This is a genomic window from Streptomyces sp. NPDC060028 (assembly GCF_042736725.1).
Classification (GTDB): Bacteria; Actinomycetota; Actinomycetes; order Streptomycetales; family Streptomycetaceae; genus Streptomyces.
In genome coordinates this window covers 30,613-56,846 of record NZ_JBHWVJ010000030.1, presented here as the reverse complement: position 1 = coordinate 56,846, position 26,234 = coordinate 30,613, and the positions used below count along the sequence as shown (strand labels likewise).

The following is a 26,234-nucleotide window of genomic DNA, read 5'->3' as shown; positions in this document are numbered from 1 at the left end:
CGCCCGGCGGTGCGAACGTCCTGTCGCGCCAGCCTCGCTCCGTCGGGCGGTAACAAACCAGAGCGCCGAGTCACGGACGGTCCCGTGACCCGGCGCTCTGTCATGTCCGGCCTGGTCTGCGGGCCGCGATGGCCTCGGGGTCCCAGCCGGGCCGCGGTACGGAGTCCAGGAGCAGCCGCGTGTACTCGTGCTCCGGGGCGGCCAGCACTCCGGCCGTCGGGCCCCGTTCCACGATCCGGCCGGAGCTCATGACCACCAGGGAGTCGGTCACCGCCCGTACGACACCCAGGTCGTGGGTGATGAAGAGGTACGCGATCCCCGTGCGGGCCCGGATCTCGGCCAGCAGGTTGAGGATCTGCGCCTGTACGGAGACGTCCAGGGCCGCCACCGCCTCGTCCAGCACCAGTACCGCGGGCTCCACGGCCAGGGCGCGGGCGATGGCGACGCGCTGGCGCTGGCCGCCGGAGAGCTCGCGGGGGCGCGCATGCGACTCGCGTTCGCCGAGGCCCACCTGGTCCAGCAGCTCCCGGATCCGCGGGCGGGGGTCGCGGCCCGGGAAGTGCAGCCGCAGGGTCTCCCGCAGCACCTCGCCCGCCGGGACCCGGGGGTCCAGGGACAGCAGCGGGTCCTGGAAGACCAGTTGGACCTCCCGCGCCCTGCTCAGCCTGGCCGCGCGGCCGCGTACCGCGGGCTCGCGCAGGGTTCCCCGTACCCGGACCTCACCCGCGTCCGCCCGCTCCAGGCCGGTCACGATGCGGGCCGTGGTGGTCTTGCCGGAGCCGGACTCGCCGACGATGCCCAGCGATCCGCCCGCCGGGACGGCGAAGGACACGTCGTCCACCGCGCGCGTGGCGCCGTACGTACGGCGCAGTCCGCGTACTTCCAGTACCGGGGTGGTCACAGCAGGGCCTCCGAGTGGTGGCAGGCCACGCCCGCGTGCGGGGCCGGGACCTCGGCGCCGCACAGCTCGGTGGCCCGGGCGCAGCGCGGGGTGAAGGCGCATCCGGCGAGGACCGTGCGCAGGTCCGGCGGACGGCCCGGGATGGCGGGCAGTGGGCCGGGCGGGGCCTGCGGGCGCGGGGTCGCGGCCAGCAGGGCGCGGGTGTAGGGGTGGCGGGGGTGCGCGAAGAGGCTCGCGGCCCCGCCGGTCTCCACGATGCGGCCGGCGTACATGACGTAGACGCGGTCGCTGATGGCGGCGGCGAGTTCGAGGTCGTGGGTGACGAAGAGCAGTCCGCAGCCCTCGCGTTCGCGCAGCCGGGCGAGGAGGGCGATCGTCTCGGCCTGGGTGGTGGTGTCGAGGGCGGTGGTGGGCTCGTCGGCGAGCAGCAGCCGGGGGCCGGGCAGCAGCGCGGCGGCGATCATGACGCGTTGCAGCATGCCGCCGGAGAGCTCGTGCGGGTACTGGCGCATGACGCGCGCGGGCAGGCCGACCGCGTCGAGGAGTTCGGCGAGGCGGCCGTCGGGGGCCTTCGCGGAGGTGTACCGCACGCCCTCGGTGAGGAAGTCGCCGAGGCGCCGCAGCGGGTTCATGGCGGCCCGGGGGTCCTGGAAGATCATCGAGGCGGTGCCGGCGCGGACGGCGCGCAGCCGGTCCGGGGCCATGGTCAGCACGTCCTCGCCGGCGACCCGTACGGTTCCGCGGGCCGTCGCGCCGGGCGGCAGCAGGCCGAGGGCGGCGCGGGAGGTGAGGGACTTGCCGGAGCCGGACTCCCCCACGAGGGCGACCGTCTCGCCGGCGCCGACGCCGAGGTCGACCCCGTCGAGGACCGGGCGGGGCAGGCCCGGGAGGGTGAGGTGGAGCCCCCGCACTTCCAGCACGGGGGCGGGGCTCGGGCTCATGCGGTTCTCCCTGCGACCCGGTCGGCGAGGCGTTCGCCGACGACGTTGAAGGCGACGACGGTGAGGATCACCGCGAGGCAGGGGGCGAGCGCGGAGAGCGGCGCCCCTTCGAGGATCGCGGACTGGCCGTCGTTGATCATGGCTCCCCAGTCGGGGGTGAGCGGGGGCACGCCCAGGCCGAGGAAGGACAGGGCGGCGAGGTCCAGGAGCGCGTAGCCGAAGTTGACGGTGGACTGGGCGAGGACGACCGGGGCGATGTTCGGGACGAGGTGGCGTACGCAGATCCGCAGCCCGGAGAACCCCTGGACCCGGTACGCCGCCAGGTACGGCTTGCCCGCCTCGGCGAGCGCGAGGCTGCGCGCGAGCCGGCTGACGAACGGGGTGTACGCGAGGGACAGCGCGACCACCGGGGCGATCAGGCCGCGCCCGTAGAGGGAGACGAGCAGCATCGCCAGGAGCAGTCCGGGGAAGGCGAGCAGCAGTTCGCTGGTCCGGGAGAGCAGGGCGTCGAGCCAGCCCCCGCGCCAGGCGGCGGTGACTCCGATCGCCACGCCGAGCAGGGTGGACAGCGCGACGACCCCGAGCGGGCCGAGCAGGGAGGTGCGGGCGCCGGCGATCAGGCGGGAGAGGGTGTCGCGGCCGCTGATGTCCCCGCCGAGCGGCAGATCGGGCGTGGGGTTGGCCAGGGAGGCGCCGAAGTCGACGGCGTTCGGGTCGTGCGGCGCGAGCCAGGGCGCGGCGAGGGCGGTCAGGACGACGAGGGCGGCGAAACCCAGGCAGGCGCGGTAGAGCCAGGAGCCGCCGGTACGGGCCTTGCGGGCGGGTCTCGTCGAGGGCGGCCGGAGCAGCAGTGCGGTCATTCGGAGCTCCTCGCGCCGAGCCGGACCCGGGGGTCGATGAGGGGGTGGACGAGGTCGACGGCGAGGTTGACGAGGACGAAGAGCGCGATGGTCAGGAGCGAGATCGCCTGGACCACCGGGAAGTCCTTGACGGTGACGGACTTGGCGAGGAACTCGCCGAGCCCGCCGAGGCCGAAGGCGGATTCCACGAGGATCGTGCAGACCATCAGCCCGGAGAGGGCGAGCCCGGCCTGGGTGACGACCGTGCCGAGCGCGCCGCGCAGCACGTGGCGGCGTACGACGGTCCGCTCGGGCACGCCCCGGCTGCGGGCGACGGTGACGTGGTCTTGGGCGAACTGCTCCAACAGGGCCGCCCTGGTGACGCGGGCCAGGACCCCGACGAAGGGCAGGGCCAGGGCCACGGCCGGCAGGGCGAGGTGGCGGAGGGTGGAGAGGAAGCCGTCCCCGCTGCCGAGTACGGGGAACCAGCCGAGCCGCACCGAGAACAGCGACAGCAGCAGGATCGCGGCGATGAAGGAGGGGGTGGCCACGGCGACCGAGGTGGCCACGAGCACGGCCCGGTCGGTGCGGCCGCCGCGGACGGCGCCGAGCAGGCCGAGCAGGAGACCGCCGGCGATGACGAGGGAGGCTGACATTCCGATCAGGGCGAGGGTGACGGGGATCCGGGCCGAGACCAGGTCGAGGACATCGCTGCGGTACTGGACGGAGGTGCCGAGGTCTCCGGTGACGGCCCCCGCGAGCCACTTCCCGTACTGCACGAAGAACGGGTCGTCGAGGTGGTAGTGCTCGCGGATGGCGGCCAGCGCCCGGGGGTTGGCTCCGCGGCCGCCGAGCAGGAAGGTCTCGGGCTTGCCGGGGGCGAGGCGGATGGAGGAGTAGACGAGGAACGAGGCGATGAGGAGGGTGGCGAGGAGTTCGCCGAAACGTCTCAGCAGGAAGCGGATCACGCCCGGGTTCATGAAGAAGCCCCCACTTCAGCGGCCCACGGGTAGTACATGTAGGAGATCGTCGTCGGGGCGCCGGTGATGCGCTTGTTCAGGAAGACGGTCCCCGGGTATTCGGCGACCGGCAGGCACACGGCCTCGTCGGCGGCCATCCTGGCCAGCCGGGCGGTGATGGCCCCGCGCTTGGCCGGGTCGTACTCGGCGTTCGCCTCGTCCACGACGGCGTCGTACCCCGGGTCGCTGTAGCCGCTGTAGTTCTCGAACTGGCCGGTGCGGAAGTTGGCGTACAGGCTCAGCGGGTCGGTGATCGAGAAGTAGTAGGTATAGGGGAAGAGGTCGAGCCCCTTGCGGGCCTCGGCGTCGGAGAACAGCGCGGTGAAGGCGTCGGGCGCGATCGTGCGGATCTCCACGTCCAGGCCGATCCGGCGGCCGGCGTCCTGGACCGCGAGGGCGAGGAGCGAGACGTCCGGGCCGAGCGGGCTGGAGGCGACGGTGACCTTCTTGCCGCGCGCTCCGGCCTCCTCGACCAGGCGTTTCGCCTGCTCCAGGTCCCGCTGGACCGGGGGCAGCGCGGCGAGTTGGCCGGCGATCTGCTCCGGCGGGACGCCGCGCCAGGTCTCCTTGGCCACCAGCGAGCCGGTGGGGAAGGCGGCGCCGCGCATGGCGCCCTTGGCGAAGCCCTCGCGGTCCAGGGCCAGCATCAGGGCGCGGCGGACCCGGACGTCGCCGAGGGTGCCGCCCAGATCGGCGACCGCGAGGTTGATGTTGGTGAGGTTCTCCCCCGCGTAGAGCCGGCCGCTGTCGGCGGCGCGGAACCGGGACAGGGACTCCGGCGGGACCGCGAAGGAGCCGTCCACCTCACCGGTGAGCAGGGCGTTGGTGCGGGCGGCGGAGTCGGGCAGGAAGCGGAAGGTGACGTGTCCGGCCCTGGCCCGTCGGCCCCAGTAGCCGTCGAAGCGGTCCAGGCGCAGGGACTGGCCCTGCTCCCACTCCCCCAGCCGGTACGGGCCCGTGCAGTCGAGGCCGCCGTCGGCGGTGCCGAAGCTCTCGCCCTGCTCCCGCATGGTGGCGGCGTTCGCGACGGTGCCGGCGGAGTTGGCCATGGCCTGCGGGAACAGCGCGTCGGGGCCCTTGAGATGGACGGTGACCTGGAGCGGGCCGGTCTTCTCTATGGAGTCGACGTTCTTGAAGTCCTCGGCCCAGTACGAGCCCAGCTCGGGGTCGAGGTGCCGGTTCAGGCTGGCCACGGCGTCGTCGGCGGTGAGGGTGGCACCGGAGTGGAAGCGCACGTTCGGGCGCAGGTCGTAGACCCAGGTGGTGGGGTCGGGGTTCGAGGCCTTCTCGGCGAGGCCCGGCTCCATGGTGAGCTGCGGGGTCCAGCGCATCAAGGATTCGCAGACGTTGGCGAGGACGGTGTTCTGCGGGTAGTCGAAGGCGTAGAGGTAGTCGAGGACGGGCGGTTCGGCGTACAGGGCCCAGGTGAAGCCGTCGATGTCGCCGCGGGCGGGGGGTGTGGCGGTGGAGAGGTGTGTTCCGGTGGCGCCGGCGCCACCGGCCGGGGCCGCGCAGCCCGCGCCCGTGAGGATCAGGGCGAGGACGGCGGCGGCGCGGCCGGCCAGGCGGCGCCGTGAGGGGATCGGCATGCACGCTCCTTGGCGGAGGGGGCCCGGCGGGGCCTGGAGGGGCCCTACGGGGCGAGTGGTTCGGTGAGCCGGCCGTACAGCTCGGGGCGGCGGGTCTGCATGAGGCCGAACTCCAGCCAGTCGCGGCGCTGGTCGAGGTCGAGGTCGGCGACGAGGACGGCGGGCCGGTCCCGGGGCGCGCGCAGCATGACCCGGCCGTAGGGGTCGCAGATGAAGGAGGAGCCGTAGAAGGTGGAACGGCCCTCGGTGCCGACCCGGTTGGGCACGATCATGAAGAGGGCGTTGGCGAGGCCGTTGGCGCTGATGGCGTGCTCCCACATGGGCCGGGTGTCGAAGTCCGGCAGGTCCACCTCGGAGCCGATGGCGGTGGGGTGCACCAGGATCTCGGCCCCGTGCAGGGCGTAGGCGCGGGCGAGTTCAGGGAACCACTCGTCCCAGCAGGTGGGGAAGCCGAAGCGGGCCCCTTCGTGGGAGATCACCGGGAAACCGCTGTCGCCGGGGCGGAAGCACAGGTCCTCGCGGTAGCCGGGGAAGGCGGGGATGTGGTTCTTGCGGGTGCGGGCGATCTGCTTGCCGTCCCGGTCCACGCAGATGGCGGTGTTGTAGCCGAGCCCGCCGTCCTCGGCCCGCTCGTAGAGCGAGGCGTGGACGGTGATGTCGAGGCCGGCGGCGAGCTCGGCGGCCAGCCGGGCGGTGGGCCCGCTCCGCGGGTCCTCCAGGTAGCGGGCGGCGCCGTCGGCCATCGGGTCGTCGGTGTTGCAGAAGTAGGGGCTGCGGGTCAGTTCCGGGAGGCAGACGACCTTGGCGCCCTCGGCGGCGGCCAGGGCCACGCCCTCGCGCAGCCGCTCGTCGTGCTCGTCCGCGTCGGGGTGCCAGCGCATCTGGACGAGGCCGACGCGCAGCGGGGCGCGCCCGGCGGGCTCCGTGCGGGCCGGGGAGCCGAGCGGGGAGCCGTAGGAGGTGAGGAGCTCGTACGTCGTCACGCGCGGGCCGCCTTCGGGAGCTGCTGGGTGATGCAGTGGACTCCGCCGCCGCCGTACGCGAGGACGGGGGTGGGTACGCCGACCACCTTGCGGCCGGGCAGCGCGGCGGCGATCACGGCGAGGGCGGCCTCGTCGGTGGCGGACCGGTCGGCGCCGCCGACCGGTACCACGCAGCCGCCGTTGGCCAGGTAGAAGTTGAGGTAGCCGACCTCGACGGGGGTGCCCGCCACCTCCCCGTACGTGGTCTGGGGGACGGCGACGACGTCCAGGGCGCGGCCGCGGGCGTCGGTGGAGGCGTTGAGGACGGCGAGGTTGGCGCGCATCCGGGCGTAGTCGGGGTGGGCCGGGTCCTCGGGGAGGGAGACGACCACCTTGGCGGGGGCGACGAAGGCGGCGACCCCGTCCACGTGGCCGTCGGTCTCGGTGTCCTCCAGGCCGCCGTACGGCAGCCAGATGACCTTCTCGATGCCGAGGCGGCGCCCCAGCTCGTCCTCGATCTCGGTGCGGCTCATGCGCGGGTTGCGGTTGGGGTGCAGCAGGCACTGCTCGGTGGTGATCAGCGTGCCTTCGCCGTCGACGGTGACGGCCCCGCCTTCGAGGACCATCGAGGAGTGGACGCGCTCGACGCCGAGCCGGTCGAGGAGGAGCGAGGCCAGCTTGTCGTCGGCGGTCCAGGGGTGGTGCTTCTCGCCCCAGGCGTTGAAGCGGAAGTCGACGCCGACGCGGTTGCCCTGCTCGTCGTGGGCGAAGATCGGGCCGGAGTCGCGCAGCCAGGAGTCGTCGGCCGGGAGCTCGATGACCTCGATGCCGTGGCCCCGAGCCGTGTCGGCCCCGGTGTCGCGGGGGGCGGGGGCGGGGGCGTCGCCGGCGGCGCGGGGGGCGGGGTCGCCGAGGGCGGCGCGGGCCTCGTCGGCCAGGCCGGGCGCGGCGATCATGATCACGGGCTCGAAGTCGGCGATGGCGCGGGCCACGGCAGCGTACTCGCGCTTGGCTGCCTCGTAGGCCGGCCCCCACAGGGACGCCCGGGTCGGCCAGACCATCAGACAGGCTTCGTGTTCGGCCCACTCGGCGGGCATACGGGGGTTCGGCGGACTCTGCGGGCTCAGCGTGGTCATCGGGGGAGCTCCTCGGTGCGGTCGGGGCGGTACACCCTCCATCGTGGCATCCTGACTGAAATTTCAGTCAGGAAGCGATCGACTGAAAATCCAGTCAGGTGGCGGGTGGGAGCTATCGTGGGACCTGACTGAAAGATCAGTCAAGGGGTGTCCGACCGAAAGGTGCGAGCCGGCGTGGCCGATCGTCAAACGTTGATCTTGGAAGCAGCGGTACGAGTCATCGCGCGCAACGGTGTCAGAGGGCTGCGGGTCGAGGAGGTGGCCGCCGAGGCCGAGGTCTCCACCGCCCTGCTCTACTACCACTTCAAGGACCGCGCCGGCCTGATCCAGCGCACCCTCGCCTTCATCAGCGACCGCGCCACCGGCTACACCGACGAGGCCGTCGCCGGCACCGAGGACGCCCGCACCGTCCTGCTCCAGCTGCTGCTGAGCGAGCTCCAGGACTCCGACCGGGTCCGCGAGAACAGCATCGCCTGGGGCGAGCTGCGGGCCAGCGCCATCTTCGACACCGAACTGCGCGAGACCCTCGCCGAGTCCACCCGGAGCTGGACCCGGGACACCGCCGAGGCCGTCTCGGACGCCCAGGCCGCCGGCCTCGCCGACCTGCGGGTGGACCCGCTGGACGCCGCGGAGCGGCTGACCGCGCTGGTGGAGGGCCTGAGCGAGCGCTGGCTGAGCGGCTCACTGGCCCTGGACCGGGCCCGCGACCTGCTCGCGGGTGCGGTGGACGCGGAACTCGGCCCCCGCCCCGAGCAGCAGTTCCCGTAACGACGCACGAACGCGCGACGACCCCCGTTCCTCCTCCAGGAGGGACGGGGGTCGTGCGCGGCGCTGCTACCGCGTGAGCTGTCAGACAGCCAGCGGACGGATCGCGGTCGGCGCGTGACCCGGCTCGGTCGCGAGCTCCTCGAACTCGGTGACGTCGCTCATGTCGACCGTCTTGCTCATCGAGATGTTGGTGACGCGCTCCAGGATGGCCTCGACGACCACCGGGACGCTGTACTGCGCGGCGAGCTTCTTGGCCTCCTCGAAGGCGGCGCCCAGCTCGTTCGGGTCGGTGACCCGGATCGCCTTGCAGCCGAGGCCCTCGACGACCTTGACGTGGTCGACGCCGTAGACACCCAGCTCGGGGGCGTTGATGTTCTCGAACTCCAGGTTGACCTCGAAGTTGATGCCGAGGCCGCCCTGCGCCTGACGGATCAGGCCGAGGTAGGCGTTGTTCACCAGGACGTGGACGTACGGGATCTTGTGCTGCGCACCGACGGCCAGCTCCTCCAGCATGAACTGGAAGTCGTAGTCACCGGAGAGGGCGACGACCGGGGTCTGCGGGTCGGCGGTGGCGACACCCAGCGCGGCCGGGATGGTCCAGCCGAGCGGGCCGGCCTGGCCGCAGTTGATCCAGTGGCGCGGCTTGTAGACGTGCAGCATCTGCGCACCGGCGATCTGCGACAGACCGATGGTGGTGACGTAGCGGGTCTCGGGACCGAAGGCCTTGTTCATCTCTTCGTAGACGCGCTGCGGCTTGATCGGCACGTTGTCGAAGTGCGTACGGCGCTGCAGCGTGCCCTTGCGCTCCAGGTGCGAGGCGACCCAGGTGCTGAAGTCGGGCAGCTTGCCCTCGGCCTTGAGCTCCTTGGCCACCTCGATGAAGATCTCCAGCGCGGCCTTGGCGTCGGAGGCGATGCCGAGGTCCGGGGCGAAGATCTTGCCGATCTGGGTCGGCTCGATGTCGACGTGGACGAACTTGCGGTCGCCGAGGTAGGCGTCCAGGTTGTAACCGGTGTGGCGGTTGGCCCACCGGTTTCCGATGCCCAGGACGAAGTCCGACTCCAGGAAGGTCGCGTTGCCGTAGCGGTGCGAGGTCTGCACACCGACCATGCCGGCGGCGAGCTCATGGTCGTCCGGGATGACGCCCCAGCCCATGAGGGTGGAGATGACCGGGACGCCGGTCAGCTCGGCGAACTCGACCAGCAGGTCGGAGGCGTCGGCGTTGATGATGCCGCCACCGGCGACGATCAGCGGGCGCTCGGACTCCAGCAGGTACTGGATGGCCTTCTCGGCCTGCTTGCGGGTCGCGGCGGGCTTGTGCACGGCCAGCGGCTCGTACAGGTCCGGGTCGAACTCGATCTCGGTCAGCTGGACGTCGATCGGCAGGTCGATGAGGACCGGGCCGGGGCGGCCGGAGCGCATCAGGTAGAAGGCCTGCTGGAAGACGCCGGGGACCTGCGCGGCCTCCAGGACCGTGGTGGCGGCCTTGGTGACCGGCTTGGCGATCGACGCGATGTCGACGGCCTGGAAGTCCTCCTTGTGGAGCTTCGCGACCGGGGCCTGACCGGTGATGCACAGGATCGGGATCGAGTCCGCGATGGCCGAGTACAGGCCGGTGATCATGTCGGTGCCGGCGGGGCCGGAAGTGCCGATGCAGACGCCGATGTTGCCCGGGGTCGTGCGGGTGTAGCCCTCCGCCATGTGCGAGGCGCCCTCGACGTGGCGGGCCAGCGTGTGGTTGATGCCACCGACGTTCTTGAGCTCGCGGTAGAACGGGTTGATCGCAGCGCCGGGCACGCCGAACGCTTGCGAAACGCCCTCGCGCTTGAGGATCTCCACTGCAGCGGCGGCGGCTGTCATACGAGGCATCGAGTTCTCCTGCGGGTCTGGCGGTCAGGCTTTTCCGTAATCCGGAAGTTTTGTTCTGCTATACGGAACAAGCTAAGCGGCGAGTCTGCACACGTCAAGGCGCTGGGGCAGCCAGGAACCCACCAAAAGCCGCGTCTTGTTCGGTGAGCCCTACGAATGTCCGGCCCTCGGCGGAAATTCGAGGATGACCCCGCCCCGGAGGTAGCTGGTGGTGGAGCATGGACCTACGCACGGCGACGGAGGGGATCCAGGGCTCATGGCGGATGCGGTACCGGTGCGCTGCCCGGCGTGCCTGCGCGAGAACAGCTACACCGCCCCGGTCTTCCCGTGCGCCTGCGGGAGCCCGGTCATCCCGCCGCTCGACCTGGCGGGGCTGCCCGAGCCGCTGACCCATCGCACCTGGTCGGAGAGCTGGGTGGCGGTACGGTGCACGGCCTGCGGGCGGGAGAGCGAGTGGCCGCACCCGGAGGTGGGGTGCGGGTCCTGCGGGACGGTCGTGCGGGTGCCGGTGCATCCGCTGGAGGCTCCGGGACCGGCCGGGAGGGTACGGGAGCAGCCGCCCCGGCGCCCGGAGGCGCCGCCGGCGGCGGGATCGGAGCCGGCCCGGGCGCGCACTCCGGCGCCGCAGCGGCCGTCACGGCCGACGCCACCGCCGACGCCTTCGACGCCTTCGGGGGCCCTGCCGCGGCCCGCCTTCCGGCCGGTGACCATCCGTACGGCCCGGGACGCGGTGGCCACGGCCGCGCTGTACCTGCGCTGGCTCGGCTTCCAGGACGTACGCCAGCCCGACGGCCGGCCGATCCCGTCGGCGGCGGTGGACCTGCGGGCTCCGGGGCTGGTGGCCCAGGTGGACCCGACCACGGCGCCGGCCGGGCTGCGGGCGGTGGAGTGCGTCTGGCTGAACGGACTGACAGCCTCCGCGACCAGCGTCTACTTCGCTCTCGCGGGATACACCCAGGACGCGCGCACGCGCGCGGACGATCTGGGGATACCGCTGTTCGTGATGGACCTCACCGGCATGCCGCAGCCGGTCAACGACCCGGCGGACGAATTGATCGCCACAGGGGCCTAGGCTCGGGTCATCACCTTCTGCCGAGGAGAGCTCGATGAGCCTGTACGACATCCCGCTGACCACTCTGTCCGACGAGCCCACCAGCCTCGCCGCCCACAAGGGCAAGGCGATCCTGCTGGTGAACACGGCGTCGCAGTGCGGGCTCACCCCGCAGTACTCGGGCCTCGCCCGGCTGCAGTTCACGTACGAGGAGAAGGGCTTCACCGTCATCGGCGTGCCCTGCAACCAGTTCGGCGAGCAGGAGCCCGGCACCGCCGACGACATCCAGACCTTCTGCGCCGCCGGCTTCGGCGTGACCTTCCCGATGCTGGAGAAGACCGAGGTCAACGGCGAGAACCGGCACCCGCTCTACCGGGAGCTCGTGCAGACCCCCGACGCCGAGGGCGAGGCCGGGGACATCCAGTGGAACTTCGAGAAGTTCCTGATCTCCCCCGCCGGCGAGGTCGTGGCGCGCTTCCGCCCGCGCACCGAGCCCGAGTCCCCCGAGGTCATCGCGGCGATCGAGGCGCTGCTGTCCGCGTAAGGCCGGACACGACCGCAGCCCGGGCCGTCTCCGGCCCGGGCTGCGGCTTTTCTCGCGAACGGGCCTGCCGTCCGCCGGCTACCTGACGACCAGGGCGTCCAGGTACGACCGCACGTTGCGGCGGGTCTCCCGCACGCTGTCGCCGCCGAACTTCTCCGCGACGGCGTCGGCCAGCACCAGCGCGACCATGGCCTCGGCGACGATGCCCGCGGCGGGCACGGCGCAGACGTCGGAGCGCTGGTGGTGGGCGGCCGCGGCCTCGCCCGTGGCCACGTCGACGGTGGCCAGCGCGCGCGGCACGGTCGCGATGGGCTTCATCGCGGCCCGTACCCGCAGCAGCTCGCCCGTGGTCAGGCCCCCTTCGGTGCCGCCGGAGCGGCCCGATGTGCGGCGGATGCCGTCCGGGGTCCGCACGATCTCGTCGTGGGCCCGGGAGCCCGGCACCCGCGCGAGGTCGAAGCCGTCGCCGACCTCGACGCCCTTGATGGCTTGGATGCCCATCAGCGCGGCGGCCAGGCGGGCGTCCAGGCGGCGGTCCCAGTGGACGTGCGAGCCCAGCCCGACCGGCGCCCCGTACGCCAGGACCTCCACCACACCGCCCAGCGTGTCGCCGTCGCGGTGGGCCCGGTCGATCTCCGCGGCCATCGCCTTCGAGGCGTCCGCGTCCAGACAGCGCACCGGGTCCGCGTCCAGCCGGTCCACGTCCGCGGGAGTGGGGTAGACGCCGTACGGGGCCTTGGCGGCGGCCAGTTCGACGACGTGCGAGACGATGTCGATGCCGGCCGTCTCCTTGAGGTACGACCTCGCCACCGCTCCCAGCGCCACCCGGGCCGCCGTCTCCCGGGCGCTGGCGCGTTCCAGGACCGGGCGGGCCTCGCAGAAGCCGTACTTCTGCATGCCGGCGAGGTCGGCGTGACCGGGGCGGGGCCGGGTGAGCGGCGTGCCCCGGCCGCTCGCCGTCAGCTCCGCGGGGTCCACGGGGTCGGCCGACATGACCTTCTCCCACTTCGGCCACTCGGTGTTGCCCACCATGACCGCGACGGGCGAGCCCATGGTCAGGCCGTGGCGGACGCCGCCGAGGAAGGTCACCTCGTCGCGCTCGAACCTCATCCGCGCGCCGCGCCCGTGGCCGAGCCGCCGCCGGGCCAGGTGATCGGCCACCGTCCCGGTGGTGATCGGGACGCCGGCCGGCAGGCCCTCCAGGGTCGCCACGAGTGCCGGTCCGTGGGACTCCCCCGCGGTGAGCCAGCGCAGCCTGCTCAACTGACTGCCTCCTCGCGTGCGGCCCGGGGCTGCTCCGGGTGGCGTTCGGGGCGCCGGCGCAGCTCGGCGGCCGCGCTGACCAGGGTGAGCAGCACGGTGATCCCCACTCCGCCGAGGATGGCCACCACGGGGGTCGAGCCCGAGAGGACGGTCGCGGCCACGGAGGCGGTGATGGTGTAGCCGACGCCCTGGACGGCGTACTGGATGGAGTAGCCGGCCGTGTGGGCGTGCTCCGGCAAGCGCTCGCGCAGGCTCATGCTGCGGGTCACCATCACGCCCGCCTGGAACACGCCGGCCGCGAGGAAGGCGAGGGCGATGCCGGCGAGGCTGGTGAACACCGCGGAGAGCGCGACGCAGACCGAGGTGATCAGCAGGAAGACCAGGCTCTGGCTGCGCACGGTGCCGGGCCACGTCCGCAGGCCGTAGAGGAACGCGCCGGCCGCGCTGGTCAGGGAGAACAGGGCGAGCAGGGCGCCGGCCCAGTTGACGGTGAGGTGCCGGTACTCCAGGAGCGGGGTGAGGGCGAGCTCCGCGGTGGCGAGCATGGACATCGCGCCCGCGCTCGTGAGGTAGATCGGCCAGGCGGAGGCGAGGACCCGTCCCCGGCCGGCGCCCTTGGCCTGCCTGCCGTGCTCGTCCCGGCCGCCGTCCTGCTGCGCGGCCTCGGGCTGGGGCCGGTACGTCGGGAGCAGGAAGAGGAGGACCGCGGCCGCGAGGAACCCGACCGCGCCCAGTGCCATCGGCGCGCTCGGCGAGACGTTCACCGCGAGGACGACGACGAGCGCGGGGGCCCCGCCCCAGGTGATCTGGGTCAGTACCGTCTCGGCGCTCAGCGCCCGGGGCTCGTCCGCCTTGTCCACCAGGGCGATCAGCATCGAGCGCATTGCGCCGGGTCCCGCGGCGGGTGCCGCGCCCGCGACGAAGGCCAGCGCGGCGGTCACGACCGCCGAGGTCTCCGGGAACAGGGCGAGCCCGGCGAACGCGGCGGCGCCGGCCGCCATCCCGACGGCCAGGTGGACGTGCAGCCGCTTGGGGCGCATCCAGGCCCCGAGCACCACCGATCCCAGCACCTCGCCGAGGACGTAGGCGGCGGCCAGTGTCGCGCCCAGCGAGTAGCCGCCCGCCGTATCGCGGACGAGGAACACCAGGCCCAGGGGGGCGACGGCGATGGGCAGCCTGCCCACGAAGGCGGCGGCCATCCACAGCAGGACGTTCCCCGTGAGGATCTTCCGGTAACTCATTGTCTTTCTTCTCTTCCGCTTCTTTGTTGCAGGGGGATCGTCGGCCCGGATGCCCGCTCGCTCGCTCGTCAGGCGAACAGCCCGGACAGGACTTCCTCGGTCTTCTCCGCGGCGCTCATGTCCTCGGCGACCAGGCAGTACTCGACCGTGCCGCCGTGCGTGCTGTCGTCGGAGGTGATGACGACTCCGGTCCGGCCGCCCGGGTCGAAGGCCAGGCCCAGCTCCCGGATCCGGTCGACGGCCTCCCGGAAGGACGGCACCTGCCAGTGGTGGCGCTGGATGAGGATGCGCTCCCGCAGGAAGTCCGGGCCCACGAGCTGCTCGGCCAGGTGGTTGATGTGGGTCGAGCCGCCGACGCGCCCGTTGAACTCGTTGATCAGGATCTCGCCGCCGGGCGTGACGATGGCGTCCACGCTGATCGGGCCGCGGTAGCCCATGGCACGCACCGTCTCGCAGAGGCGGTGCGCCTCGGCCAGGAAGTGCGGGAAGCGCGGGTGGTCGGCGGACTTCGCCGGGATGACCAGGCCGTTGAAGATCGGGCCCATCAGCATCTCGCCGTGTCCGAGGAGCTCGGCCCGCTCCTCGCCGATGCGGAACTCGGCGTAGACGGGCACGCTGTCCGGGGTGTAGTCCTCGACGACCACCGGCCGGCTGTCGTCGTCCGAGTACCAGGCCCACCGCTGGTCCAGGTGGCGGGCGAGGTCCTCCCGGCTGCTCAGTACGGTGACTTCGGGGGCGCCGATCGGGGTGACGGAGGCGTCGCGGCTGAGGATGGCGTTGCCGTAGCCGGCGACGTGGAAGTCCTTCTTCACGATGGCGTGCCGGTCCTGCCCGAGGAGTTCCCACAGGAATTCCTCGGCCTCGGCCCGGCCGAAGGCCACCACGCCGTCCGGGATGGGGTTGCCGATGCCGGCGGCCAGTGCCCGGAACGTCGCCTTGCTGTTGAGGAGTTGCCCGCCGCCCTGCTGGATGTAGCGGAAGCCGGGGGTGGTCCGGCCGAGCTCCAGGGAGTGCGCCAGCCGTACGACCGGGCTGTCGTAGTAGATCGGGAAGACCCGGTCGACGCCGGACTTCGCGGTGGCGCTTCGCAGCTCCTCGACGAACTCGCGGTCCTCCCAGCGGTCCGGGGTGAGCACGTCGATCCCGAGGGCGCCCGCCGGCGGGGCGAGGACGGTGATCCGGTCGCGGTCGGCGCCGGTCAGGGCGGTGACGTAGGCCAGGAACTCCTCGCCGGGCACGTGCGGTACGACGAGGACATCGCCCTCGGCGGCGTACCAGATCATGCGCTGTGCCGTCACGCCGGCGGTCCTGCGGTGCTCCGCGCTGAGCTCTTCGAGGTCGCCGACCATCTGGGCGGTGCGGTTGTTGGCTATGAACAGAGTGCTCATCGAATGTTCCCTGCGATCTGGAGCCGCTCGATCTGGTCGGCGACGGTCTGGGTGGGCAGGACCACGGCGCAGCGGCCGGCCGCGTAGTCCAGGGCCATGCGGTGGTCTTCGGCGGTGAAGTCGGCCACGGCGTCGGCGACGAGGAAGGTCTGGATGTCGTTGGTGTACGACTCGACGGCGGTCGCCAGGCATCCGATGTGGGCGTAAATCCCGCAGATGACCAGCTGGTCACGGCCCTGCTCGCGCAGGAATTCGAGGAGTCCGGTGCGGTGGAAGGCGCTGTAGCGCCACTTGGTGTACACCTGGTCGCCCGGCCGCGGTGCGAGGCCGTCGACGACCTCGCGCTGTTCGGGGCTGACCGACATGCCCGGTCCCCAGAAATCCCGCAGCAGGCCGCGGTCCTGCTCGCTCATTCCGCCGGGCTGGGCGGTGTAGGCCACGGGTATTGCCTGGGCGGCGCACTGCTCGCGCAGCCTTCGCACGTTGGCGGTGAGGGAGGCCACGGGGTCGGTGCCGGCCGGGAAGGCGTCGACGAAGTACCGCTGCATGTCGTGGATGAGCAGTACCGCGCGGGCGGGGTCGACCTTCCAGTCGGCCTTGTTGGCCGGAAGCTCCGCTTCGACGGGCATGGAATAGGGGGCAATTGCTGGCAGGGTCACGGGAGTTGGTGAACCTTTCACTGGTGGGGCCAGGACTCGGCGACCGTGATGGACTGTCCGAGGTTGAGACGGGGGTCGCACAGCGTGGTGTACGCATCGCCCAGGGCGCCGAGTTCGGCTTCGTCCGCCCAGCACTCGACGACCGGGGCGGCGGTGGCTTCCAGGTGCAGGCCGCCCGGTACGCCGCCCTCCTGGAGCACGGCGCAGTGGAAGCCACGGACTTCCCGGACGACGGTGGCGACGGACCGGGTCTTGTGGCCGCTCGGGGCGGTGACGGTGTTGCCGTGCATGGGGTCGCACATCCAGATCACCGGATGCCCCGCGACCCGTACCGCCGCGACCAGGGCGGGAAGGCGCTCGGCGACGAGGTCGGCGCCGAGTCGGGGAATCAGGGTGAGCCGTCCGGGCTGGCGGTTGGGGTCGAGGCGTTCGCACAGCGCGAGCAGGTCGGCGGCCGACATGGCGGGGCCGACCTTGCAGGCCACCGGGTTGGCCACCTGTGACAGCAATTCGACGTGTGCTCCGTCGAGTTGGCGGGTGCGTTCGCCGATCCACGGCCAGTGGGCGGAGGTGAGGAAGGTCCGGTTGTAGGCGTCGCGGCGGAGCTGGGGCAGCTCGTAGTCGAGTACGAGGGCCTCGTGGCTGCTCCAGAGGGGAGCGCCGCCCTGGCCGTCCTGGCGTTCGCGCAACAGGCCGAGCACGTCACCGGCCGCCTGATGACAGTCGAGCATGCGCAGCGGATCGGGCGTGCGCAGCAGGGGGGCGAACTCCGGACCGTTGACCATCGGCCCGCGGTAGACGGGGAGTTCGAGGCCGTCTCGCCGCTCGGTCGGCTGGGAGCGCGGTTTGGCGTACTGCCCGGCGATGCGGCCGACGCGCAGCACCGGCAGCCCGGAGCGGGCCTGGAGTACGCCGGCCAGGCACTCGGTCAGGCCGGCCTTGCGTGCGACCGCCTCCGGGGTGCGGTCGGCGGGGTCCTCCGCGCAGTCGCCGGCCTGGACGACCAGGGCCTTGCCGGCGGCGACGTCGGCGAGCAGGGTACGCAGGCGCAGGATCTCCCGCGAGGTGACCAGCGGCTGGCTGTCGCGCAGCTCGCGGCCGGCCTTGGCCAGGAGGTCCTGGTCGGGCCAGTGCGGCTGCTGGGCGGCGGGCAGGGCGCGGAGCAGGTCGTGCTCGGCGGCGGTGAGGGGCAGCAGGGATGCGTCGGTGTGGCGGGGGCGCCGGCGGGTCAGGGTGTTCACCGGTTGCTCCCGGGTGAGGTGGTCGGGGCGGCGAGGGCCGTGGTGACGAGCTGGTGGAGCAGCGCCGGTCCGTCCTCGGTCAGCAGGGACTCGGGGTGGAACTGGGCGGTGGCGAAGCCCGGTCCGCGCAGGCCGTGGACCTCGCCGGTGTGCGGGTCGCGGCTGACCTCGACGGCGTGGGCCGCGAACGGGCCGGCGGGGGTGTGCAGGCGGTCGGTGCACGAGCGGCCGGCGAAGGTGTTGTAGAAGCCGGCACGGGCGCGGCGCCCGAAGAAGTCGATCTCCTGCTGGAGCCCCTGGTTGGGGGTTTCCTTGCGGACGAGCTCGACGCCGAGCAGCGAGGACACGACCTGGTGGCCCAGGCACACGGCGACGCAGGGAGTGCCCCCCGTCAGCAGCCGCCGGGCCAGCCGGTGCGCGGTGGCGATCTTGGGGTCTTCGGTGCGCCGGGGGTCTCCGGGGCCGGGTCCCAGGACCACCAGGTCCGCCTGGTCCAGGGCCTCTTCGGAGGCTTCGCGCCAGGGGTGGACGGTCACCGACAGGCCCAGGGAGCGCAGTTGGTGGGCGAGCATCGCGGTGAAGGTGTCCTCGTGGTCCACGACGGCCGCGCGCAGCCCGGCGAGCTCGGGTGCCTCGTACGCCCCGGCGGGCAGCGGGTCCAGCCAGAACCGGGCGAGCCGTTCGTTGTACGAGGCGAGCCCCTTCAGCACCTCCGGGTGTTGACCGAGCGGCGCGGGGGTGTCCGCGCCGGGGTCCCGGTCGCGGGGTACGCGGTCGGCGGCGGTCGGGTGGTCGGCGGCGGCCGGGTGGTCCCGGAGGACCGAGAGGAGCCCGGCGGCCTTCGCGTGGGTTTCGGCGACCTCGCTCTGCGGGTCGGAGTGGCGCACGAGCGTGGCGCCGACCCCGATCTCCAGTCGGCCGGCCGTGTCGATCTCGGCGGTGCGGATGAGGATCGCGGAGTCCATCGCCCGGTGGCCGGCGCGGTCCCGGCCGATGAGCGCGAGGGCCCCGCTGTAGTAGGAGCGGCCGCGGGGTTCGTAGCGGTGCAGCACCTCGCAGGCGCTCTCCACCGGGCTGCCGGTGACGGTGGGCGCGAACATCGTCTCGCGCAGGATGTCGCGGACGTCGAGCCGGCTTTCACCCTTGATGAAGTACTCGGTGTGGGCGAGCCGGGCCATCTCCTTGAGGAAGGGGCCTTCCACCCGCAGTCCCGGATCGCAGATCCGGGACATCATCTTCAGCTCCTCGTCGACCACCATCTGGAGCTCTTCGCGTTCCTTGCGGTCGGCGAGGAGCCCGAGGGCGCCCTGGACGGTGGGTCCCGTCGCGGGATAGCGGTAGGTGCCGCTGATCGGGTTCATGGTGACCGTCCCCGACTCCAGGCTGACGTGCCGCTCGGGCGAGGCCCCGACGAAGGTCCGCTCGCCCGTGTGGACCAGGAAGGTCCAGTACGCGCCGGACTCCCGGGCGAGCAGCCGGCTGAAGAAGGTGAGGGCGGCGGCCGGGGTGTAGCCGTCGATGGTGGCGGTGAAGGAGCGCTTGATGACGAAGTTCGCGCCGGCGCCCTGGCCGATCTCCTCGGCGATCACCTTGCGCACGATCTGCGCGTACTCCGGGTCGGGGATGTCGAATTCCTCGTCGCGCAGGGCGAGGGGCGTGTCGGGCAGGGTGGACAGGAACCGGCTGGTGGTCAGCGAGTGCTGCTCGCGGACCTGGAGGACGGTCAGCGGGGCGCCGTCGTCGGTGCAGGTGTAGCCGCGCTCGGCGATCTGCCGGTACGGGAGCAGTGCCAGCAGTTCGTGGGCACCGGTGGCGGCCGCGGCGGCGCCCCCGGTGTCCCAGGCGTCGGCCGGGTCGTCGGCCAGCGGCAGGGCGGCCAGGCGCTCGACCGTCGTGACGTCCCCGAGGAGGAGTTCGAGCCGGTCGGGGCCGGTCGCGTGCGGACGGTGCAGCAGGGCGAAGGGGGAGCCGTCGAGGGGGACGGTGATGCCGCCGTCGAGGGGGCTGGTGTTCGTGGTAACCATGTCGCTCTTCCTTGTCGAACCGTGTCAGCCCTCGGAGTCCTGCGCGAGATCCGTCAGGAAGCCGTCGATGTGGTGGTGGAGCAGGGGTGCGCGGGTGGGGTCGAGCACCTCGAAGTGGGCGCACTCCAGCTCCCGGACGCGCAGGTGCGGTGCGCGCCGCGCCCATTGCCCGAGCTGGTCGGAGTGCCGGTCGGCGGTGCAGGAGATGAGCAGCGCGGGTCCGGTGTGACCGGCGCGGGCCCGGTGCGCGTGGGCGGCTTCCAGGTGTGCGGCGGCGACTTCGCGCAGCCGCTCGCCTTCCTCGCCGTCGAGGCGCATTCCCATGGACCGGCCGATGCGGTCCAAGAGCGCGTGGCGGTCGGTGGGGGGCCGGGCGGGGAGCTCGGCGTAGCTGTCCACCATGATCACGGCCGGGGCGGGGGCGTCGCCGTCCTGGGCGAGCCGGGCGGCCAGTTCCCAGGCCAGTACGCCTCCGAGGGACCAGCCCACGAGGTGGCGGGGCGGCCGGGGCAGACGGCGCAGTTCGGCGAGGTAGCGCTCGACCATGGTGGGTACGTCGCGGTCGGGCCGCTCGCCGGGCAGCAGCCCGGGCGCGCGGATGGCGTGGACCGGTCCCCGGGCGAGGAGTTCGCCGGCGAGCTGGAAGTACGGGCCGATGCCGCCGCCGGCGGCGGGCAGCAGGACGGTCTGGTCGCCGCCCTCGCTCTCGCCGAGCGGGATGAGCAGTGGTTGGTGAGTGGTCATGTCTGGTTCCTCCGCGCGGCCACCGCTTCGGCCAGGGCGCTGATCGTGGGTGCCTTGAAGAAGTCGAGGACCGGGATCCGTACGCCGTACCGGTTCTCGACGCGGGTGAGGGCGGTCAGAACGTTCAGGGAGTGCGCGCCCTGGTCGAAGAGCGAGCCGTGCACGGTCACGTGGCGGTCGAGCAGCGTGCTCCAGATCTCGCGCAGGCCCGTGACGAGCGAGGGGTCGAGGCCCGGCGTCGTGGCGGGGTCCGGGGCCGCGTCCGGGGTCGCGTCCACCGGCCCTGCGGCGGGGAGGAGTTCGGGCAGTGCGCGCAGCAGCGCCGCCCGGTCCAGCTTGCCGTTGTGGCTGGTGGGGATGGAGGCCACGGTCAGCACGTGGGCCGGGATCATGTACGCGGGCAGCGTCGCGGTGAGCGCGGCGCGCACCGTGGCGGGGCCGGTGGGGTGGTCCTTGTCCGGTACGAGGAAGAGCGCCAACTCCCGTTGTGCGCCTTCCTTGTGGGCCGCTGCCACCGCCGCGCGGACGCCGGGTACGGCCAGGGCCGCGTTCTCCAGCTCGCCGAGTTCGACCCGGTGGCCGCGGATCTTGACCTGGTGGTCGTCCCGTCCGGCGTAGACCAGCACCCCGTGCTCGTCGCGGAACACCACGTCGCCGGTGCGGTAGCGGCGGGCGTCCGGGCCGGTGCCGTAGGGGTCGGGGACGAAGCGTTCCGCGGTCCGTTCGGAGTCGTTGACGTAGCCCTGGGCGGGGCAGTCGCCGCCCAGCAGCAGCTCGCCGGGCACGCCGGCCGGGGCGAGGTGCCCGGTGACGTCCACGACCTGGGCGCCGACGCCGGGGATGGGGCGGCCGATCGGCACGTGCGCGGGCCAGGGCTGGGTGTCGGCGGTCAGTTCCTGCGCCGTGACGACATGGGTCTCGGTGGGGCCGTACATGTTGAACAGTCCGATGCCGGGCCGCCGCGCGAAGAAGTCCTGGACGCCACGGTCCACCTGCAACTGCTCACCTGCGACGCAGATGTGACGCAGCGTCGGGAGCTCTTCAGACAGCTCGTCCGCGGCCAGGGCGAAGGGGCGCAGCGCGGCCACCGGAAGGTAGAGGTGGGTCACCCCGGTCTCGGCCACCCTCCGCACCAGGGAGGGCAGGTCGCGCCGGTCCACGGGGTCGCGGGAGATCAGCGTGCCTCCGGCCACGAGGGTCGGGAAGATCTCCTGGAAGGAGACGTCGAATCCGATCGGCGCGTACTGCATGAACCGCGTGGTCTCGTCCATGGCGAGCACGTCGAGCTGCCAGCGGGTCAGGTTGACCAGGGCTCCGTTTCCCATGAGCACGCCCTTGGGCCGCCCGGTGGAGCCCGAGGTGAACATGGCGTAGACCGGGTCGCCGGGACCCCGCGCGCCGACCGGGGCCGGGGCGGCGTCCCAGCCCAGGTCCGCCAGCTGCTCGGGAGTGAGCACGTCCGCCGCCCCGAAGGTCCCTTCACCCACCACGAGCCGACAGTCCGCCTGGGCCGTCATCATGTCGAGTCGCTCTGCTGGCAGTTGGGGGTCCAGGGGCAGGTACGCGGCCCTGCGCTCGAGGATCGCCAGCACGCTCGCCACCGTCTCGGTCAGCCCCCGGGTGGCCACGCCGACGACGCTCCCGTGGCCCACGCCGCGCTCGGCCAGGCCGCGCGCGACGGCCCGTACGGTCCGCGCGAGTTCGCCGTACGTGGTGGTGGCCCCGTCCGCGGTGATCGCCGTCAGCTCGGGGCGCGCGGCCGCGGTGGCCATGACCCACTCGTACACGGTGGCGTACTCGGCCGGGCACTCGGCGGCGCCCTCGGGGGCGCCCTCGGCGGCGTCGGCCGGCTCCGCGGTCAGGACGGGCCCGGCGTCGCGGAACAGTTCGGCGAGGGTGCCGCCCGGGTTGCGGGCGGCGTTGGCGACCGCTTCGCGCAGGGAGTCGGCGATGCCCCGCGCCACGATGGGCGGCAGCAGCGTCAGGTCGTGCTCGAGCTCCAGGAGCCATCCCCCGGCGGTGGGGGTGGCGAACAGCAGCAGGTCGAACTTGGCGGTGCCGTTGCCGTGCTGACGCACCGACAGTACCGGGCCGCCCGGCTCGACCACGGTGCTGTCCTGCATGGCGAGCAGCGCCGAGAAGACCGGGTTGCGATTGCTGGAGCGGTCCGGGGCGCAGTGCGCGGCGATCCGGTTGAAGGGGATGTGGGAGCGGAACTTGGTGTCCTCGACCTCCTCGTCCACCACCTTGGCGACGAACTCCTCGAAGGGAGAGGTCCAGTCGACGGGAACGGCCATCGGCAGGGTGTTGACGAAGAACCCGCACAGGCCGAAGGAGCCGAGGGTGCGCCGGGACATCAAGGTGGCGCCGAGCGTCGCGCAGTCGCCGCCGGAGTGCCGGGCCAGGACCGCCGCGTACGCGGCCGTGTAGAAGGTGAACGGGGTGACGCCGAGCTTCCGGCAGGCCGCGTCCACGGCCGCGGACTCCTCTGAGGTCAGTTGAAGTTCGATGCGTGCGCCCGCGAAGTCCGTTTCGGTCGGTCGGCCCGGCCGGGGGTAGAGCTCGGTCGCCCGGACGGTGGCCAGCCGGGCGGCCAGCGCGGCGGCCTCCTCCTCGGTCTCCTCGTCGGCCGCGGCGGTGAGCTGTGCCCGGAGTTCGGCGCGCAGCGCCCCCTCGCGGCCGGCGCGCAGCGCCTCCACGTCGAGGGTGCCGTCGAGCGCGGCGGCCAGGTCACCGGCGAACGGCCCGGCGGAGAACCCGTCGAAGACCGTGTGGTGGACGGCGAACAGCAGCGTTGCCGTGGACTCGTCTTCGCTGCGCAGATGGGCCGCGTGGAAGAGCGGTGGATCGTCCAGGGAGAAGACGTGTGCGGACAGCTGCGCCAGCAGCGCGGTGCGCCGGGCGGGGAAGGCGGCCGCGGACACCTGCTCGGTGTCCAGCGGGAGGCGTTCGGCCGGGAGCGGCGCGATGAGCGCTGCGTGCGGCGACGGCGCTTCGTGCAGCCCCAGTCGCAGTGCGGGCTGTACGGCGGTCACCGCGGCGAGCGCGGCGCTCAGGTCCCGGGATGTCGTGCGGGGGTCGAGCCGGAACTCGAGGACGATGTTGTAGAGGTTGCGGGCGGCAACCGACCGGTCGATGACGAGCAGCCCGAGCTGGGCCTCGGTCACCGGGAAAATCTGGGAGTTCTGCACAGGAAGACCTCACGGGTATGCGGGCGGCGGGCGGCACCGGCGGGACACCTCACAAAATCATTCCTTCGCAAAGGTTTCAAATGTAATCGGGGACGCCGATCGAAAGCGCACGGGGGCGGGGGCGGGGGCGGGGGCGGGGACGGACGCGGATGCAGATGCGCCCTGCGCCCTCGCCTCCGATCCAGCCGGGGGGCCAGGGCACGGAGCGCACGGCACAGGGCGCGTCGGCGACGAGGTCGCGTCAGCCGGCCGGGACCGCCATCACCTGCCGGGCATAGGCCGCGGCGGCCGGGGCCAGCTGCACCGAACCGTGGCCGGCCACGGCGTGGACGTCGCGCCAGAAGCGCTGGAGGTCACCGTCCTCGTCCTGGCCCCGTGCCCCGCCACTGCGGTAGAGCCGCTCCACGGCGGTGACCAGCAGATCGATCGCCACGGCGCAGTCGCGCAGGTTCAGCGGCACCTGCGCCGCGGGGTCCGCCGCCCGGTCGGCCCGCCCGGCCGCCCCTTCGAGCAGCAGCCCGGCGGCGTCGATCTCGGCCGAAGAGCGGGCGAGCACCTGCTGGTAGGTACCGTCCTCGAGCGCCGGGAGGCCGTCCGGGGTCCGCCGCTCACGGGTGATCGCGGTCCAGGCGCGCAGTGCTCCCCGGGCCGCGCCCAGCGCCGGTGCGACGAAGAGCAGCGAGGCCACCAGGGGGAAGGGGACGCGGTGGCAGCGGGCCGCCTCGGTGTCCGCCGAGCCGGTCAGCAGGTCCTCGCGCGTCATGGCGCGGTGGGCGGGGACGAAGGCGCCGTCCACGCTCAGCGTGTGGCTCCCGGTGCCGCGCAGCCCGGCGTTGCGCCAGGTGTCATGGACCCGTACGTCGGCGCGCGGCACGGCCAGGATGCGCTGGCGGGGGCCCTCGGGGGTGTTCTCGACGCTGGCGAGCAGCACCCACTGCGCATGACGCGCCGCACTGGCCATGGTCCAGCGGCCCGACAGCCGCCAGCCACCAGGCACTTTGGCGAGGTCGCCCGACGGGGGCACCACAGCAGCCGCTATGGACACATCGGGCGACTCCTGCCACAGTTCCTCTTGCGCCTCCTGCGGCAGGTGGGCGGCGAGCCGGCCGTGGGCCGCCAGCAGCGCGGCGCACCAGGCGGCGGATGGGCATTCCTCCCCCACGACAGCCACCGCCGCCACGATTTCGGCGAAGGTACCGGCCGCGCCCGACCAGCGCACGGGCACGAAATGCCGTAGAAATCCCGCTTCGGACAATGCCGAGACCACAACGGGGCGCAGATCTCTGTCCCGTTCGGATTCCTTCGCGTTTCGGCCCGCCTCCGCCGCGGCAACTCGGCCATCGAGGCCTGATGTTGTTCCGGACACCACGTGACTGGTCATGAACGACGCCTCCTTGGCGGCTGTCAAAGAAAGAATTCACAGACGAATGTTTTTGGGTGTAGGTTCATACCCCAACGCTTCTGCGGCACTTGAGGTAGGCAAGGAGGCCGCCCTCCGATGAAACAGGACAGGTCGCGACGTACCCACGCACTGGTCTTGGACGCGGCCGCGGCTGAGTTCGCCGCTCACGGTTTCGCCCGCACCAATCTGCAGATCGTGGCGAAGCACACCGGACTGACCAAAGGGGCGGTGTACGGCCACTTCTCCTCCAAGGAGGCCTTGGCGGACGAGCTGGTCCGGCTCTTCGAGGAGAGCTGGGGGGAGTTGCTGCGCGGCGCCGAGCAGAGGAGCGGCCAGGGACCCGGGGAAGGTCTGCGCGCTCTGGTCCTGGGACTGACCCGGCACGTCCAGGAGGACGTCCGGTTCACGGCGGGCCTGCGCCTGGCCGCCGAGGACGCGCGGGCCCTGGGCGAGGCGCCCGCCTTCGTGGGCGGCCTGGGCGCCACGATCTCCCGTCTCGTACGGGACGCGCAGGAGCACGGGGTGGTCGACCCCGCACTCGACGCGGAACCCTTGAGCCGACTGCTGCTGGCCCTCGTACTCGGCATGCACCAGATCACGTCCACCGGCGGATCCGACCCCACGCACCAACAGGTCCTTGCCACATGGGATTTGATGCTCCTGCTCATCCGGCCCGCGGCAGCCTGACCGGCCCGGACGCACCGCGGACGCCGGGAAGCACGGGCCAGCCCTCGCGGCCCGCACGGGCGACCAGCACCGGATCGTCGCCGACGACCACCGGGTGCCCCACCGCGCACAGCAGCGGAAGGTCACTCGAGTGGTCGCCGTACGCGAAGCAGTCACCCGCGGCGGCCCCGAACATCCGCATGGCCTCCGTCGCCCGCGCAGCCTTCTCCGCACCGATCACGGGGGTGTCGATCTCCCCCGTGACCTGCCCGCCCACACTCTCCTGCCGCGCGCACAGGACAAGGCCGCCGCCCAGCGCCCCGGCCAGCGGCTCGAGGCACTGGCGGGGCGCCCCCGAGACCAGCGCGATGCGGTGACCTGCCCGTCGGTGGCGGTGCAGCGCCTCGACCACCGGCCGGTGCAGGAGGTTGCCCTTGGCGGCCTCCTGCCCGAACCACGCCCGGCCGGCGGCGGCGAGCGACTCCTGCGTGCAGCCCGCGAAGAGCCGGTAGTACGCGCGATTGAGTTCCTCGCGGGCCACTCCGCGCTCCCGCCGGGCCATCAGGTCGGCGCGAGCCCGGGCGAGACCCGGGGAGCCGCCGCCCTCGCGCTCCGGGTGGAAGGCCAGGAAGCCGATCATGCTCGTGACGGTGATGAGTGTTTCGTCTACGTCGAAGAAGGCGATGGGCGATGAACCGCCGCGGCCCTGGCGGCCGTCGCGGCCCTGGCGGCTGTTGCGGCCGCTGACGGCCTCGCCGATCGTGCCCATCGTGCCGGGCTCGCGGTGCGCCATCCC

At 72.7% G+C, this 26,234-nt stretch carries 22 protein-coding genes; 4 read left to right on the top strand and 18 right to left on the bottom strand.

Translation table 11 applies throughout. From position 1 onward, the window contains the following. Positions 1 to 100: 100 nt before the first annotated feature. The 7 genes from ACFWBF_RS17295 to ACFWBF_RS17265 are packed head-to-tail and all read right to left on the bottom strand — an operon-like array spanning position 101 to position 7,387. A complete protein-coding gene (locus ACFWBF_RS17295) occupies positions 101 to 901 on the bottom strand; it encodes an ABC transporter ATP-binding protein (RefSeq protein ID WP_385601897.1) in 801 nt (266 codons plus the stop codon). Beyond that, positions 898 to 1,842, bottom strand: a complete 945-nt coding sequence (locus ACFWBF_RS17290; RefSeq protein ID WP_385601894.1) for an ABC transporter ATP-binding protein — start codon at positions 1,840 to 1,842, stop codon at positions 898 to 900. Before ACFWBF_RS17290 ends, ACFWBF_RS17295 begins: the two co-directional genes overlap by 4 nt. After that, positions 1,839 to 2,702 carry an ABC transporter permease gene (locus tag ACFWBF_RS17285; RefSeq protein WP_385601891.1) on the bottom strand — a complete coding sequence of 288 codons (864 nt, stop codon included), beginning with the start codon at positions 2,700 to 2,702 and terminating at the stop codon, positions 1,839 to 1,841. The genes ACFWBF_RS17290 and ACFWBF_RS17285 overlap by 4 nt, the downstream gene beginning before the upstream one ends. Continuing rightward, a complete protein-coding gene (locus tag ACFWBF_RS17280; RefSeq protein ID WP_385601888.1) occupies positions 2,699 to 3,661 on the bottom strand; it encodes an ABC transporter permease in 963 nt (320 codons plus the stop codon). Before ACFWBF_RS17280 ends, ACFWBF_RS17285 begins: the two co-directional genes overlap by 4 nt. Continuing rightward, on the bottom strand, positions 3,658 to 5,289 hold the full coding sequence (locus ACFWBF_RS17275) for an ABC transporter substrate-binding protein (RefSeq protein WP_385601885.1): 1,632 nt from the start codon (positions 5,287 to 5,289) through the stop codon (positions 3,658 to 3,660). Before ACFWBF_RS17275 ends, ACFWBF_RS17280 begins: the two co-directional genes overlap by 4 nt. Positions 5,290 to 5,333: 44 nt before the next feature. Further along, entirely contained in the window at positions 5,334 to 6,272 is a 939-nt protein-coding gene (locus ACFWBF_RS17270) for a nitrilase-related carbon-nitrogen hydrolase (RefSeq protein WP_385601881.1), read from the bottom strand. Then, on the bottom strand, positions 6,269 to 7,387 hold the full coding sequence (locus ACFWBF_RS17265; RefSeq protein WP_385601878.1) for an agmatine/peptidylarginine deiminase: 1,119 nt from the start codon (positions 7,385 to 7,387) through the stop codon (positions 6,269 to 6,271). The genes ACFWBF_RS17270 and ACFWBF_RS17265 overlap by 4 nt, the downstream gene beginning before the upstream one ends. Before the next feature lie 174 nt (positions 7,388 to 7,561). Here ACFWBF_RS17265 and ACFWBF_RS17260 point away from each other — a divergent pair, with 174 nt between their 5' ends. Beyond that, positions 7,562 to 8,155 (top strand): TetR/AcrR family transcriptional regulator, encoded by a 594-nt coding sequence (locus ACFWBF_RS17260; protein ID WP_385601875.1) that lies wholly within the window; start codon positions 7,562 to 7,564, stop codon positions 8,153 to 8,155. Positions 8,156 to 8,236: 81 nt separating this feature from the next. Here ACFWBF_RS17260 and gcl read toward each other — a convergent pair whose 3' ends face one another. Continuing rightward, on the bottom strand, positions 8,237 to 10,024 hold the full coding sequence (gene gcl, locus ACFWBF_RS17255) for a glyoxylate carboligase (protein WP_385601872.1): 1,788 nt from the start codon (positions 10,022 to 10,024) through the stop codon (positions 8,237 to 8,239). 256 nt (positions 10,025 to 10,280) lie between these two features. On the opposite strand from gcl, the gene ACFWBF_RS17250 reads away from it, so the two are divergent. Together ACFWBF_RS17250 and ACFWBF_RS17245 are read left to right on the top strand one after the other, a co-directional pair. Continuing rightward, a complete protein-coding gene (locus ACFWBF_RS17250) occupies positions 10,281 to 11,096 on the top strand; it encodes a hypothetical protein (RefSeq protein ID WP_385601869.1) in 816 nt (271 codons plus the stop codon). 34 nt (positions 11,097 to 11,130) lie between these two features. Further along, complete coding sequence (locus ACFWBF_RS17245; protein ID WP_385601866.1) at positions 11,131 to 11,619, top strand: glutathione peroxidase; 489 nt, start codon at positions 11,131 to 11,133, stop codon at positions 11,617 to 11,619. Between the two features lie 78 nt (positions 11,620 to 11,697). Here the strand turns inward: ACFWBF_RS17245 and aroC are convergent, their stop codons facing one another. The 9 genes from aroC to ACFWBF_RS17200 form a co-directional block, all read right to left on the bottom strand. Beyond that, the gene (gene aroC / locus ACFWBF_RS17240) at positions 11,698 to 12,882 is read right to left on the bottom strand and encodes a chorismate synthase (protein WP_385601863.1); all 1,185 of its coding nucleotides are present in this window, start codon (positions 12,880 to 12,882) and stop codon (positions 11,698 to 11,700) included. Then, positions 12,879 to 14,123, bottom strand: a complete 1,245-nt coding sequence (locus ACFWBF_RS17235; protein WP_385601860.1) for an MFS transporter — start codon at positions 14,121 to 14,123, stop codon at positions 12,879 to 12,881. Before ACFWBF_RS17235 ends, aroC begins: the two co-directional genes overlap by 4 nt. A 68-nt stretch (positions 14,124 to 14,191) precedes the next feature. Then, entirely contained in the window at positions 14,192 to 15,511 is a 1,320-nt protein-coding gene (locus ACFWBF_RS17230) for a peptide ligase PGM1-related protein (RefSeq protein WP_385601857.1), read from the bottom strand. Then, positions 15,508 to 16,140: an isochorismatase family protein gene (locus tag ACFWBF_RS17225; protein ID WP_385601853.1), complete on the bottom strand. Its 633-nt coding sequence runs from the start codon at positions 16,138 to 16,140 to the stop codon at positions 15,508 to 15,510. The genes ACFWBF_RS17230 and ACFWBF_RS17225 overlap by 4 nt, the downstream gene beginning before the upstream one ends. A gap of 47 nt (positions 16,141 to 16,187) precedes the next feature. Continuing rightward, positions 16,188 to 17,366, bottom strand: a complete 1,179-nt coding sequence (locus ACFWBF_RS17220; RefSeq protein WP_385601980.1) for a 3-deoxy-7-phosphoheptulonate synthase — start codon at positions 17,364 to 17,366, stop codon at positions 16,188 to 16,190. A 41-nt stretch (positions 17,367 to 17,407) separates the two neighbouring features. After that, positions 17,408 to 19,435, bottom strand: a complete 2,028-nt coding sequence (locus ACFWBF_RS17215; RefSeq protein WP_385601850.1) for an anthranilate synthase family protein — start codon at positions 19,433 to 19,435, stop codon at positions 17,408 to 17,410. A 24-nt stretch (positions 19,436 to 19,459) separates the two neighbouring features. Next, positions 19,460 to 20,179, bottom strand: coding sequence for an alpha/beta fold hydrolase (locus ACFWBF_RS17210; protein ID WP_385601847.1), 720 nt, complete (start codon positions 20,177 to 20,179; stop codon positions 19,460 to 19,462). Further along, positions 20,176 to 23,370 carry an amino acid adenylation domain-containing protein gene (locus ACFWBF_RS17205; protein ID WP_385601844.1) on the bottom strand — a complete coding sequence of 1,065 codons (3,195 nt, stop codon included), beginning with the start codon at positions 23,368 to 23,370 and terminating at the stop codon, positions 20,176 to 20,178. Before ACFWBF_RS17205 ends, ACFWBF_RS17210 begins: the two co-directional genes overlap by 4 nt. 241 nt (positions 23,371 to 23,611) lie before the next feature. Next, complete coding sequence (locus tag ACFWBF_RS17200; RefSeq protein WP_385601840.1) at positions 23,612 to 24,541, bottom strand: acyl-CoA dehydrogenase family protein; 930 nt, start codon at positions 24,539 to 24,541, stop codon at positions 23,612 to 23,614. Between the two features lie 327 nt (positions 24,542 to 24,868). Between ACFWBF_RS17200 and ACFWBF_RS17195 the strand changes: the two genes are divergently transcribed. Next, complete coding sequence (locus ACFWBF_RS17195; protein ID WP_385601837.1) at positions 24,869 to 25,459, top strand: TetR family transcriptional regulator; 591 nt, start codon at positions 24,869 to 24,871, stop codon at positions 25,457 to 25,459. Here ACFWBF_RS17195 and ACFWBF_RS17190 read toward each other — a convergent pair. Continuing rightward, positions 25,437 to 26,231 (bottom strand): HAD family hydrolase, encoded by a 795-nt coding sequence (locus ACFWBF_RS17190; RefSeq protein ID WP_385601834.1) that lies wholly within the window; start codon positions 26,229 to 26,231, stop codon positions 25,437 to 25,439. The two genes, ACFWBF_RS17195 and ACFWBF_RS17190, sit on opposite strands and share 23 nt — an antisense overlap. Between the last annotated feature and the right edge of the window lie 3 nt (positions 26,232 to 26,234).

Bases quoted from the DNA above. Each gene is read 5' to 3' on its own strand.
- ACFWBF_RS17195 (WP_385601837.1), top strand. From the start codon at position 24,869: ATGAAACAGGACAGGTCGCGACGTACCCACGCACTGGTCTTGGACGCG.
- ACFWBF_RS17265 (WP_385601878.1), bottom strand. From the start codon at position 7,387: ATGACCACGCTGAGCCCGCAGAGTCCGCCGAACCCCCGTATGCCCGCC.
- ACFWBF_RS17285 (WP_385601891.1), bottom strand. From the start codon at position 2,702: ATGACCGCACTGCTGCTCCGGCCGCCCTCGACGAGACCCGCCCGCAAG.
- ACFWBF_RS17215 (WP_385601850.1), bottom strand. From the start codon at position 19,435: ATGGTTACCACGAACACCAGCCCCCTCGACGGCGGCATCACCGTCCCC.
- ACFWBF_RS17250 (WP_385601869.1), top strand. From the start codon at position 10,281: ATGGCGGATGCGGTACCGGTGCGCTGCCCGGCGTGCCTGCGCGAGAAC.
- ACFWBF_RS17290 (WP_385601894.1), bottom strand. From the start codon at position 1,842: ATGAGCCCGAGCCCCGCCCCCGTGCTGGAAGTGCGGGGGCTCCACCTC.
- ACFWBF_RS17210 (WP_385601847.1), bottom strand. From the start codon at position 20,179: ATGACCACTCACCAACCACTGCTCATCCCGCTCGGCGAGAGCGAGGGC.
- ACFWBF_RS17245 (WP_385601866.1), top strand. From the start codon at position 11,131: ATGAGCCTGTACGACATCCCGCTGACCACTCTGTCCGACGAGCCCACC.
- ACFWBF_RS17190 (WP_385601834.1), bottom strand. From the start codon at position 26,231: ATGGCGCACCGCGAGCCCGGCACGATGGGCACGATCGGCGAGGCCGTC.
- ACFWBF_RS17225 (WP_385601853.1), bottom strand. From the start codon at position 16,140: ATGCCCGTCGAAGCGGAGCTTCCGGCCAACAAGGCCGACTGGAAGGTC.
- ACFWBF_RS17230 (WP_385601857.1), bottom strand. From the start codon at position 15,511: ATGAGCACTCTGTTCATAGCCAACAACCGCACCGCCCAGATGGTCGGC.
- gcl (WP_385601872.1), bottom strand. From the start codon at position 10,024: ATGCCTCGTATGACAGCCGCCGCCGCTGCAGTGGAGATCCTCAAGCGC.
- ACFWBF_RS17275 (WP_385601885.1), bottom strand. From the start codon at position 5,289: ATGCCGATCCCCTCACGGCGCCGCCTGGCCGGCCGCGCCGCCGCCGTC.
- ACFWBF_RS17235 (WP_385601860.1), bottom strand. From the start codon at position 14,123: ATGAGTTACCGGAAGATCCTCACGGGGAACGTCCTGCTGTGGATGGCC.
- ACFWBF_RS17280 (WP_385601888.1), bottom strand. From the start codon at position 3,661: ATGAACCCGGGCGTGATCCGCTTCCTGCTGAGACGTTTCGGCGAACTC.